Annotated in this window: 10 protein-coding genes; 6 read left to right on the top strand and 4 right to left on the bottom strand. The window is 43.1% G+C overall.

Annotated features, from left to right (window positions below; all coding sequences use genetic code 11):
- Positions 1-384: 384 nt before the first annotated feature.
- From EAE93_RS14530 to EAE93_RS14515, 4 genes are all read left to right on the top strand, one after another.
- A complete protein-coding gene (locus EAE93_RS14530) occupies positions 385-903 on the top strand; it encodes an Hcp family type VI secretion system effector (protein ID WP_036780207.1) in 519 nt (172 codons plus the stop codon).
- Positions 904-1,541: 638 nt separating this feature from the next.
- Positions 1,542-2,384: a 23S rRNA (adenine(2030)-N(6))-methyltransferase RlmJ gene (locus tag EAE93_RS14525; RefSeq protein ID WP_214039960.1), complete on the top strand. Its 843-nt coding sequence runs from the start codon at positions 1,542-1,544 to the stop codon at positions 2,382-2,384.
- Positions 2,385-2,494: 110 nt separating this feature from the next.
- Complete coding sequence (gorA, locus tag EAE93_RS14520; protein WP_214039959.1) at positions 2,495-3,847, top strand: glutathione-disulfide reductase; 1,353 nt, start codon at positions 2,495-2,497, stop codon at positions 3,845-3,847.
- 314 nt (positions 3,848-4,161) lie between these two features.
- On the top strand, positions 4,162-5,553 hold the full coding sequence (locus EAE93_RS14515; protein WP_110086468.1) for an amidohydrolase family protein: 1,392 nt from the start codon (positions 4,162-4,164) through the stop codon (positions 5,551-5,553).
- A gap of 20 nt (positions 5,554-5,573) precedes the next feature.
- Here the strand turns inward: EAE93_RS14515 and mobB are convergent, their stop codons facing one another.
- The gene (gene mobB / locus EAE93_RS14510) at positions 5,574-6,092 is read right to left on the bottom strand and encodes a molybdopterin-guanine dinucleotide biosynthesis protein MobB (protein WP_110086469.1); all 519 of its coding nucleotides are present in this window, start codon (positions 6,090-6,092) and stop codon (positions 5,574-5,576) included.
- Positions 6,089-6,679, bottom strand: coding sequence for a molybdenum cofactor guanylyltransferase MobA (gene mobA / locus EAE93_RS14505; RefSeq protein WP_036813610.1), 591 nt, complete (start codon positions 6,677-6,679; stop codon positions 6,089-6,091). Before mobA ends, mobB begins: the two co-directional genes overlap by 4 nt.
- A 324-nt stretch (positions 6,680-7,003) precedes the next feature.
- Here mobA and EAE93_RS14500 point away from each other — a divergent pair, with 324 nt between their 5' ends.
- Positions 7,004-7,996, top strand: a complete 993-nt coding sequence (locus tag EAE93_RS14500) for a serine/threonine protein kinase (protein ID WP_214039958.1) — start codon at positions 7,004-7,006, stop codon at positions 7,994-7,996.
- A 20-nt stretch (positions 7,997-8,016) separates the two neighbouring features.
- Positions 8,017-8,640, top strand: a complete 624-nt coding sequence (gene dsbA / locus EAE93_RS14495; protein ID WP_214039957.1) for a thiol:disulfide interchange protein DsbA — start codon at positions 8,017-8,019, stop codon at positions 8,638-8,640.
- A gap of 109 nt (positions 8,641-8,749) precedes the next feature.
- Here dsbA and EAE93_RS14490 read toward each other — a convergent pair whose 3' ends face one another.
- Together EAE93_RS14490 and EAE93_RS14485 are read right to left on the bottom strand one after the other, a co-directional pair.
- Positions 8,750-9,913 carry an RNA-binding domain-containing protein gene (locus tag EAE93_RS14490; RefSeq protein WP_250151037.1) on the bottom strand — a complete coding sequence of 388 codons (1,164 nt, stop codon included), beginning with the start codon at positions 9,911-9,913 and terminating at the stop codon, positions 8,750-8,752.
- A complete protein-coding gene (locus EAE93_RS14485; RefSeq protein WP_214039956.1) occupies positions 9,892-12,519 on the bottom strand; it encodes a TrlF family AAA-like ATPase in 2,628 nt (875 codons plus the stop codon). The genes EAE93_RS14490 and EAE93_RS14485 overlap by 22 nt, the downstream gene beginning before the upstream one ends.
- Positions 12,520-12,530 lie beyond the last annotated feature (11 nt).

Raw genomic sequence — 12,530 nt, 5'->3', positions numbered from 1 at the left:
GGCTTATTTTTTTTGACCCAGATCTCAATTTTTGATTGATCAAAATATAATTTAGATTGGCATTGTTAAAATTGTTGTATTTCATATGGATATGTCATTTCATCTTTAAATTAAATGAGTGTGAACAGTTAGTTATTCTATCAATATAGCCAATTTTAAATTTATTTTTTTAAAATGGCATTAATTATAATATTTTCATTTGTTGATGATAGGTTGATAATTTTGCAATTTAGATTTTATTTTGAAATGAGCTGGTTGGTATTTATTATTCGTTTCAGCGTTCAATACATTGTAAGTGATTTTTTCCAAGATGAAATAATCACTATTGAAAGTAATATGAGCGTTACCTTAATGTTGACACAATCTCTATAAAGGATATTTGCAATGCCAACTCCATGTTATATTTCCATCACTGGAAAAACACAGGGTAATATTACCGCGGGTTCATTCACTGCTGAATCAGTGGGTAATATTTATGTTCAGGGCCATGAAGATGAAATGCTGGTTCAAGCATTTGATCATGTCGTCACCGTACCAACTGATCCTCAATCAGGTCAGCCATCAGGTCAGCGTGCTCATAAACCATTCCGTTTTACTGTGGCATTAAATAAATCTGTTCCATTGCTTTATAACGCATTGGCTTCGGGTGAAATGCTGACAAGTGTAGTATTGAAATGGTATCGCACTTCGGTTGAAGGGAAACAAGAACACTTCTTCACGACGCAGTTGGAAGATGCCACTATTATCGACATCGATTGCAATATGCCTCATTGCCAGGACCCAACAAAAGCTGAATTTACTCAGTTGGTTCGTGTTTCTCTGTCTTATCGTAAGATTAACTGGGAGCATACAACCGCAGGTACTTCCGGCGCAGATGATTGGCGTGCGCCTATTGTTGCCTGATAGGTAATATAATTATTCAGCCAATGAAATATCTCTTCATTGGCTGAAACACTTAATTTTTCTTTATTTTAAGTTGAAGATTTCTAATAACTGTCTTCAACTTTTTTCAGCTTTTTTGATTTTCTTCTTTATTTTCCCTTCAATTTTTTACACGTACTATTTAACGATATTGCTTAATAGTCTCGATAACATTAAGTTATTTTTTCTGGTTTTTCTTTTGATCATTTTTCCATAAGCGAGAGTTAACATTTTCCAATCTCTGTTCCTGATTGGTGATTTCGTGAGCATTAACATAAAATCTCGTATATTTAATTGTTCGTTTGATGTCTTGTTTTTTTAATTGCACAATTCTTATTGTTTGTAATTACGTAAGTATTACTTATGATTATCAGTGAAAATGTAAATAGTATTACTTAATTAAACATCGTGTTGGTCTGGGCAGAGTTTTTCACTTATCCTAAATTTTTATTAATATGATTAAAGGGATCGTCAGGAGAAAGATGAGGAGCCTGACATTTTTGTCGTTAATGGGGCTATAATAAGGCCTTACTATCTGTCCCATCTACTGGGATGGGTTTTTAGTTGTCAGGTACTCTATCTGACAATCAACCTATTCTCTGCTCTGGGGTCTGAAATTAATGCTAAGTTATCGCCACAGTTTTCATGCTGGTAATCATGCCGATGTGCTCAAGCACACTGTACAAAGCTTAATCATTGAATCTCTTAAAGAAAAAGAAAAACCTTTTCTCTATCTGGATACTCATGCTGGTGCGGGGCGCTATCAACTCAGCAGTGAACATGCTGAGCGTACTGGTGAGTACTTGGAAGGGATTGCCCGCGTTTGGCAGCGTGAAGATTTACCGCAGGAATTGAACGCTTATATAAGTACAGTGGCCGCACTGAATCAGAGTGGCAACTTACGTTACTATCCGGGATCGCCTTTTATCGCCCGCCATTTACTACGGCAGGATGATAGGTTCAATCTGACAGAACTGCATCCGAGTGATTTTCCTTTATTACGTAATGAATTCTCCCGCGATAACCGCGCCAGGGTTGTGCGTGAAGATGGTTATCAGCAATTAAAATCACAATTGCCGCCGCCGAGTCGCCGTGGGTTCATTCTTATTGATCCGCCTTATGAACTGAAATCGGATTATCAGGCGGTTGTACAGGCAATTCAGGAAGGTTATAAGCGTTTTGCAACCGGTGTTTATGCGTTGTGGTACCCAGTGGTATTACGCCAGCAGATCAAACGACTGGTTAAAGAGCTGGAAGCAACCGGCATCCGCCGTATTCTACAGATTGAGTTGGCTGTCCGGCCTGATAGCGATCAACGAGGAATGACCGCCTCTGGCATGATCGTGATTAACCCGCCTTGGAAACTGGAACAGCAGATGAAATCGGTGTTGCCGTGGTTACATCAGGTTCTGGTGCCGGAAGGAATTGGTCACACCTTGGTTAAATGGGTGGTGCCAGAATAGCTTTTAGCAATGGCAGCGAGAGCCAGAACCATCGCGACTGCTTGATATTTTTTGCCATAATAGGCTTTGGGTATTAACTCCCTTGAATTGATTAGATGGAAACAATCCGGATGAGCAAACATTACGATTATATAGCGATTGGTGGTGGCAGTGGCGGCATAGCATCAATTAACCGTGCGGCTATGTACGGGCAGAAATGTGCCTTAATTGAAGCCAAGGCATTGGGTGGAACGTGTGTCAATGTGGGGTGTGTGCCGAAGAAAGTGATGTGGCATGCGGCGCAAATTGCTGAATCTATCCACCAATATGGGCCAGATTATGGCTTTGATACGACAATCAACCGCTTTAACTGGAAGACGCTCATTGCCAGTCGCACTGCTTATATCGATCGTATCCACCAGTCTTATGAACGTGGCTTGGGTAACAATAAAGTTGATGTGATCCAAGGGCTTGCCCGTTTTGTTGATGCACATACTGTTGAAGTGAATGGTGAAAAAATCACCGCAGATCATATTCTGATTGCGACAGGCGGCCGTCCTGTGCGGCCTGATATACCAGGATCAGAATATGGTATTGATTCTGACGGTTTTTTTGCATTGGAAGAAATGCCAAGGCGGGTTGCAGTTGTTGGCGCAGGCTATATTGCTGTAGAAATTGCCGGTGTATTGCATGCGCTTGGTAGTGAAACCCATCTATTTGTGCGTCAACATGCACCGTTGCGCTCTTTTGATCCGATGATTGTTGAAACACTCTTGGAAGTTATCAATACCGAAGGACCTACTTTGCATACAGAATCGGTGCCAAAATCAGTATGTAAAAATGCGGATGGCAGCTTGACCTTGCAATTGCAGAACGGCAAAGAACAAACCGTTGATACCCTAATCTGGGCTATTGGCCGGGAACCTGCAACGGATAATCTGAACCTGTCTGTAGCCGGTGTTGAGTTGAATGAAAAAGGCTACATCAGAGTTGATAAATACCAGAACACGAATGTGAAAGGTGTTTATGCAGTGGGCGATAACACTGGTGCAGTGGAGTTAACTCCCGTTGCAGTTGCAGCAGGTCGTCGTCTGTCTGAGCGTCTGTTTAATAATAAACCAGAAGAACATCTGGATTACACCAATATTCCAACCGTCGTATTCAGCCATCCGCCTATTGGTACTGTGGGGCTGACTGAACCTCAGGCGAAAGCGCAATTTGGTGAAGAGCAGGTGAAAACTTATCAATCTTCTTTTACTGCGATGTATACCGCTGTCACTCAACATCGCCAGCCGTGCCGGATGAAATTGGTATGTGTCGGGCCGGAAGAGAAAATTGTTGGCATTCATGGTATCGGCTTCGGAATGGATGAAATGCTGCAAGGTTTTGCTGTTGCATTAAAGATGGGGGCAACGAAGAAAGACTTTGATAACACGGTTGCGATTCATCCCACTGCGGCGGAAGAGTTTGTAACGATGCGGTGATATTGTTGAACCCTATCTATAATATTTTTCTAAAGGCCGATTCCATTCGGCCTTTCTCTTATCAATCTCTCTTATCGGAGTTAGGTGTAAGGATTTGCGCACAAACGAATGAAACACACGGAAGCGCATATTATTTGTGTAGATTTAACATTATACCTGTTCATTACAGGCTGATTGACGTGGTTGGCTAAATACTGCAATTATCTTGTTATTCAATGTCTAATTCTTTAGTAAAAACTGCCGTAAACCCTCGATAGGGTAGGAAGCAGTCACATTCAGTGAGCTTTTTTGAGGATTCAAATAAGGACTTAAATGTGGAAAAAACTCAACAGCAAAGCCGAAGAGCTTTTCTTAGCCAAACGGGTAAATTCACTACCGCTTGTGCGGCGGTTTCCTTGACCGGGGGGATCGTACAGGCTATACCATCAACCACTGCCGCTAATACATCATTGATGCAGACTACCCTTACTGATAGCCATTACTATCTGAGAGATGTGCTATTGGAGGATGGGTTTGAATATAATGGCGATACTGTGATTGGCACGCATGCCGCATTATATACATTGGAAATTAAAGATGGTCGGCTCGCTGCAATCCATGCTGCGAGTGTGCTACTAAATACGCATTTGCCGTGCTATCAAGCGCAGGGACAACTGTTGTTGCCTACTTTTCGTGATATGCACATCCATCTAGATAAGACTTTCTACGGTGGTCGGTGGCAGGCACCGTTACCTCGCCAGGGTAAAACCATTATGGATATGATCGCTCAAGAACAAACTCTGATCCCCAAGCTGTTGCCTACCTCTCAGCAGCGAGCAGAGGGTTTGATCGCTCTGTTGCAATCGAAGGGCAGTACGGTAGCCCGTAGCCATTGTAATATTGATCCGGTTAGTGGTTTGAAGAGTTTGGAGCATTTGCAGTATGCATTAGATAATCACCGTGATGATTTCAGTTGTGAAATCGTTGCTTTTCCTCAACACGGTTTGCTGCACTCTAAAGTGGAGGGGCTGATGCGTGAGGCGATGCAAATGGGGGTACAGTATGTTGGTGGGCTAGATCCTACTAATGTAGATGCTGCGATGGAGAAATCACTGGATACCATGTTCCAGATTGCTCTCGATAATAACGCAGGTGTGGATATTCATCTGCATGAGACAAGTCCAGCAGGTGTTGCGGCTATCAACTACATGATTGATATAGTGGAAAAAACATCCGCTTTGCGGGGCAAAGTCACTATCAGTCACGCTTTTGCCCTGACCACATTGGATGAGGGGAAACTAACAGAGACTGCTTCCCGCTTGGCGGAACAGCAAATCACGATTGCTTCTACAGTGCCGATCGGTAGCTTAATGATGCCGTTGCCGCAACTCAGAGATAAAGGGGTATTTATTATGACCGGTACTGATAGTGTGATTGATCACTGGTCGCCGTTTGGCACCGGCGATATGTTGGAAAAAGCGAATTTGTACGCACAATTGTACCGCGGCTCAGATGAATTTCACCTTTCCCGCTCTATGGCTATTGCTACTGGCGGTGTGTTGCCCCTTAATGACCAAGGGCAGCGTATTTGGCCGCGAGTAGGTGATAAGGCTGAATTTGTCTTGGTGACAGCTAGTTGTTCTGCCGAGGCCGTGGCACGCTTACCTGCCCGTCAGGCAACGTTCCATAAAGGGTGTTTGGTGTCTGGAGCGATAGTTAAGGCGTGATCAAATAAAAGTACAACTATTTAGCGCTCCAGTTTCAGCCATTCGACAATAAAATCAGCCACCTGTTCAGGCTGATTGATATTCAATTGTGGCAAAATAGTCTCCAGTTTTTCATCACTGGCAATAGCAATTACATGTTGATCAAGCAGATCGCTTAATCGGTGGTTAAGAGTGTTGCGGTATAGAACGATCTTATTGATTGGTTCATCTTTAAAACCTTCCACTAGAATCAGATCCAGTGAATTTGGATCAAAACGGCTGACAAGATAGTTCAAATCTAATTCCTGCAAATCTGGCGTTTCCGTCATTAATGCCCAGCGTTGCTGGTTGGCAACCAGAGTTTGCTCTGCGCCAGCTTTGCGCAGCTCATAACTGTCTTTGCCCGGTTTATCCACATCCACATCGTGATGGGTGTGTTTTATCAGACCGACCCGGATTTGCCGCTGACGTAATAGTGGGATCACGTGTTTGAGAAGTGTGGTTTTTCCTGTTCCGCTATAGGCTGTTATACCCAGTAGCGGAAGCGGTTTGGTACTCATTTTCTGATCTCCTGTGTATTCTCCCAATGTTGGCAATCTTCCGGTGTGTTTAGGTTAGTAAAGGCAGTAGGATTGTCATCAAACTGAACGGCTATCGCTTTGATCTTATGCATAAATAGTATCAATTTGCGCTCACCATCAGCCAGATAATTTTCTAATTGAGGAAAAAGACTGCGGTGTAGTAAAGCGATGGTAGGGTGAGCCCAGTTGCCATCATTTACATAGGCTGCTAATGCTTGCTGTTTTCCTTGCCATAAGCGAGTGACCAAATCAGTAGGGAGATTTGGTACATCACAAGGAACAAACATAACCCAGTCGTGACTAGCTGATTTTAGGGTTGTCAGCATTCCTGAAAGGGGGCCAGAGAAGTCTGGTGTTAAATCTGGAACAATTTGATAACCACTTTGTCGGTAAATATCCAGATTGCGGTTAGCATTGATAATTAATTCATCTACTTGTGGAAGTAGCCTATCCGCAATATGTTGGTACAGTGGTTTTTTATTTAAAAAAATTAACCCTTTATCATTGCCGCCCATACGGGTGGCGCGACCTCCTGCAAGGATCACTCCGCTTATTTTTGGTTGCATAATGTTCAAGTTATCAACTGAGGTAGTTATCAACGCTAATATAACCTCTTTTAGCTTGATTATTTGGGCTCAGCCACGTGTTTTTAAAATAGGAGCACGGGATAACTTGCTGATAAAAGAGTCATCTTTACGCTTATTGACAGAGCAATCCTTTCTCTAGGCGGTCATCCCTGTTAATTTGTATAGGCTTTATTTGTGAGGGATTCGGTATGCAATGTCATTTATCTGTGTTGGATAATGGCTGAAATAAGGATTACAAGTGGATTTTCAAACTGCGCTATTGCGTACCGTGGCGTTATTACAGATTAATCAAGAGAATAGAATGTGCTAACAAACCAGTCTGCTTTTAATTTCCGGGAGTTAACGCCGGATTTGATTATGGATGCATTGGTGCAGACCGGGCTGTATATCGATTCCGGGCTGACAGAGCTAAACAGTTATGAGAACCGTGTTTATCAGTTTACGGATGAAGATCGTAAACGTTATGTTGTGAAATTTTATCGACCACTGCGTTGGGACCAGCAGCAGATTCAGGAAGAGCACGATTTTGCTTTGGCGTTACAACAGGCTGATTTACCTGTTGCGGCACCTTTGGTATTTAATAAGCAAACTTTACTGACGTTTAAGGATTTCTTTTTTGCCGTTTTTCCAAGCATTGGGGGGCGTCAGTATGAATCCGATAATCTCTTTCAGTTAGAGGATGTAGGGCGTTTGCTAGGGAGAATTCATCAGATTGGCCGTCGGCAAAAATTCACTTATCGTCCAACTATCGGGTTAAATGAGTATCTGCATCAACCACGACAGGATTTGGCTGCATGTGAGTTGATTCCTGAGGGACAGAAAAGGCAATTTTTGGCAGTATTGGATGATTTGATAGATGTCGTAGCATCATATTGGCGCGATGATTGGCAAATATTGAGGCTTCATGGTGACTGTCATCCGGGTAATATCTTGTGGCGTGACAAAGCTTGGTTTGTTGACCTTGATGATGCGCGTAACGGCCCAGCAATTCAGGATTTATGGATGTTGCTTCATGGCTCTCGTCAGGAACAGCTATTGCAGTTAGATACACTGCTGGAAGCCTATAGTGAATTTGCAGATTTTGATCCGAAGGAATTGTCATTGATAGAACCATTGCGTGCTATGCGGATGATCTATTATTTGGCATGGGTTGCTCGACGTTGGCAGGATCCTGCTTTTCCCAAAGCGTTTCCTTGGATGACAGATACCGATTTTTGGTTAAAACAGACGTCACTTTTTTCTGAACAGATTAAGCTGTTGCAGGAACCACCTTTGCAGCTTAACCCGATGTATTAATGTTTATCATGGAGATAGTTATGAAGAAGTTTTGGTTAGCTTTAGTCGGAGTGGTGATGGCATTTAGCGCATCTGCCGCCAATTTTACCGAAGGAAAACAGTATACTGAATTGAAGTCGCCGGTGGCGGATCAACCACCGGTGTTAGAGTTCTTCTCTTTCTATTGCCCCCACTGTTATCAGTTTGAAGAGATTTTTAAAGTTCCTCAGACGGTGAAACAGCATTTACCGGAAGGGACAAAACTTGTCCGTTATCATGTGGATTTTTTAGGGCCACTGGGTAAAGAATTGACTACTGCCTGGGCTGCGGCAATGGCAATGGGGGTTGAAGACAAAGTGACTCCGGTGCTGTTTGAGGGTATTCAGAAAACACTGGCTATTAAGACTACGAATGATATTCGCAATGCCTTTATCAAAGCTGGGGTGACGGCTGAGGATTATGATGCTGCCATGAGTAGTTTTGTGGTGAAATCCTTAGTTGTTAAGCAGCAAAAAGCCGCGCAGGATTTGCAACTGCGAGGTGTACCGGCAATGTTTGTTAACGGCAAGTATATGGTGAAAAATGACGGCATTGATGCCTCTTCTGCTGATAACTATGCAAAATCCTATTCAGACGTTGTTAACTTCCTGTTAAATCGGAAGTAATACTTTGACATCTAAGAGGGTATCTCCCCACCTTCGCACTCTGTGACTCAGGAGGGGGGGATTCCCTTAGAAAATACAGGTGGAAAATATTCAGTGAAGTGATTTGGAGTCACTCATTGGGTAACACTCGGCTAATGATAGCTTTGAATGTATTTCCCTCCCTATTATCAATCAATTCAATATCTGGGTATGCTTTGATTGCACGTTTAATGCCACTTCCCAAGCCTCTGTATGGCAATACCTTAGAAGCAAATGAAGCCAAGATTGGGTTGCGAATATTTGAGTTCCCCATCTTAATGTTCTCAATGGTTAAATTATTGGGTAAATGGCCGGGGCTAATAATTTCAATTCGATCTGCAAAAACCAGCACTTTAACGGGGGCTGACACAAAGTAATCGCGATGAATAAGCGCATTGGAAATCAGCTCTTCTAAAACAATCCTCGGGATTTCAGCCTCGCCAAGTGAGTTAAAGCTCTGCTTATTTTGAATATGTCGTATATTTGCCAATACAAACCCCAGCACCTTTTGGAACACATCCGACAGCTTGCCATTGATATCTTGACTATCAATATAGTGCTCATCTTCAATATCCACGCCGGGGAAGGCAACAGCCTTTACGATAAAAACAGGAAGGCGAATCTGAGGCCGCGATACAAACAACAAAGTACCACAAATATTCAACTGACCATTTTTAGCCAAATTCATATTCTCTAAAAGCTGAGAGCGAGATACACCTTGTTCCTCAACCCTCTCGCCGTATTCCCCCTCAAAAAACGAATCAAAGAACTCCTGATCGATGTCGGCTACTGACGTACCACTTACCGGTGTCTCATCTGCATGAATCAGTGCCGCCTCCTGAAACATTCGCTGCAACTCTTCGCGAGCGGTCACCCTTCGCTTATCAGAACCATTTTTCACCCAAACATAGCCCTGAGTATCCATATAAGGTTTACTGATGCCTTGCTCTATATGTACTGCAATGACCAGGCCATTGGGGAGTTGAATGTTTTCCGTAACAGGATTTATTGGGGGGCGAACATTATTTGTAGCAGCATTCGCTATGATTTGATTAATTCGACCGATATCTTCTCTCGTCAATCCAGATCGAGACCCATCGCCATTGTTAACACCAATGAGAATTAAGCCTCCAGTACCATTAGAAAACGCTACCATTTCGGCACCTAACGAAGATGCATTGTTGACGTCTGCTTTAAATTGATGGCGGCTATCTTCATCACGTGCAATTATTGCTAAGAGTTCTTGGGTTTCCATGCTTCATATACCTGTTTACGTTTCTCGAAGGCTTCTGCACCACCTTCCATAATACCGACTATACGCTGCTGAACATCCGCGCAGTCAATGCTGCCACTGACAATATTAATATGATCATCCTTATATTCACAGGCGATGACTTGCTCAGCATCGCCTAACACTGGAATGTTGGCGTTATGAGTGGCAAAGACGAACTGCGTTTTTGGCTTTAACTCACGAATGAGTTTGATAACATCGTCATAGATCGTCTGGTTATCCAAGTCGTCTTCTGGTTGATCGATGATCACAACATCATTTTCTTGTTGGCTTAGAACAAACAGTATTAATGCAGATGCGCGCTGCCCTAATGAATGATGAGCCAGAGCCTTACCGTGGTATTCAATGGTGAAAACATTCGGCACCTGCCAAGTCAGCAAAGCGTCTAGATTATCTTCAAAATACTGACAGAAGGTATCGAACGAACCACCAAGCAGCGCTTTCAACTTATCCTTTTCTCGCCATACCGCACCAAAATCGCTGAACTCGTCCACCACTGTTTTCAATGTAGCTTCTCGAATACAGCTACTTCGGTATAAATCTTGAATATGCTTGAGCATGGCCGCTTTGTTATCTTTAAATTTCGGCACAATTTTTAACGGCGAATCCACTCGATTGATTTTATTCAGCACTTGCTCAATAGCGCAGTATTCTTCAAACCAAAGACTATTCAGTTGAACCAATTCCCGTTCAACTCCTTGATTCAAATCCGTATATTGCTGCTCACTCTTGGTCAATACAGCCAGCATTTGCTCAGCATGATCGAGCTGACTTTTAAGCTGTTTAAACTCTTGCGGACTGATTGCTTGTGCACCCGCTTGTTGAAACTCACTGGCTAACTTGCGCTCGATTTCCGCAAATTCTTCTTTCAACGCTTGTTTTTGTTGTTGAAAGCCCACCAACTTTTGCTGCAATTGCTGAACTGTCGCTTGGTCACTTCCAGTCACTTGCTTAATTCCATCAAAGCCGGTGAGCAACTGTTGATAGACCGCAAAAAAGTCATCAAAAAAAGGCTGATTCTGTGCTGATTTATACAGAATTTGGTTTTTCAGTTCATCTTCAAAGCTGGCAATAAAGCTATTTAGCTCAGTCAGATAATGCTGCGCCCCTTGGATCACCTGCTGCGCTTTGCGCTCATCCCGATCAAAATCAATCTGCTTTTGCAGTTTGGCTTCTACGCCGTGTTGCTGGTAAAACCTTAACTTAAACTCAACATCCTGCTTTTTTTGCTGCCACTCTTGTTTCTGCAAGGCATCACGGGTTAAACGTTTAATCTGATCAATAGCATCCACTACACGCTGACGGCCTTGCTCTATCTTTTGGCGAACAGAAATTAAAGCTTCCCCAACCAGCTTTTCAATGAGGTCTTTTTCAAACCCTGCGCCAGTGCTCGACAAGTCTTTTTGACCAAAGTAAATGGGTTGATGTAGGACGGTTTCTCGAATCGACACACCCGGCTGTAATTGCCCGTTAACATATACATCAGGACGTTCACCTAATATACGGCGTATCTGGTAAGGCTGGCCTCGCCGGTCAATCGCGTCGATAGTGATCTTCCCGCCACTACATAGCAGGTGCTTTACTAAACCTTCTTTGTATTCAACATCAGAGGACTTATCGCCAAACGGGATATTCAGGGCATAGCGAATGCCTTCCAATACGGAAGATTTGCCACTGCCACGAATACCAATCAGAGTATTCAGTTCCCGTGATAGACAGATTTCAGTGCCACCCAAGGTACCCACACCTTCAAAACTGATTTTACGAATAAACGAATGGCGATAGTCAGGTAGCTTAGCTTGTACGCGAGACGTCTTATCCCGCAAGGCAAATTTTACAGCCTCAAAGCTGAACGTACCGAGTTTGAGATAACTGGCTTCCTTTCTGGCCGACATATCGGCAAGGTTCTTGGCGCCGCAACCTTCCACTTCAGCAGGATATAAGTCACCCAGTGCTTGCTGGATCTTAGAGCGCTCATCTCGGGTGCGAACCTTTTGGAATGCCAAAGCTCTGCATTGAACAAAAGCATTGTCGAAAAGTTCTTTTATCCGACTCGGCAATAAACCACCCCATAAACCGTTGGGTGCTTCCACATGAGCAAAAACTAAAAAGTAGTCTTTGTGATAATTATCCAAAATTTTAATGGTTTCGAGAATATCGTGATTCGAACACGCATTTTCCTGCTCAAAATTAGCTTGCTTGGCAAAGGTCACATTGAGAAAGTCCTGGATATAATTTTTTTGCTCCTTGTTGCTTATCCATTCATCGGAAAACACTACCAGGGTATGCACACCCGCTTTCCCATCTTTTACTGAGAGCTCAATACCGGGCAGCAAACCAATGCCGGATTTTTGGGCCTTTTTGCGCAGACTCTTAAATTCAGACATATCGAATTTGTTATGGTTGGTAATCACACCAAGGCCAATACCGGCATCTTTTAGCGAATGTACGTATTGATTCACGTAGTCGTTATCTGCACCCGTGTATTTGAACTCTTTATCCGCACGGGTGTGGAGGTGAAAATCTGTCTTGAGCCACCGGCTGCCATATTCAAAAGTGTCGTCACTCATTAATACCCCCT

Origin of the sequence: Photorhabdus akhurstii, assembly GCF_018448925.1 — a bacterium.
In the GTDB taxonomy this organism is placed as follows: domain Bacteria; phylum Pseudomonadota; class Gammaproteobacteria; order Enterobacterales; family Enterobacteriaceae; genus Photorhabdus; species Photorhabdus akhurstii.
This window is presented reverse-complemented; position numbering and strand designations above follow the sequence as displayed.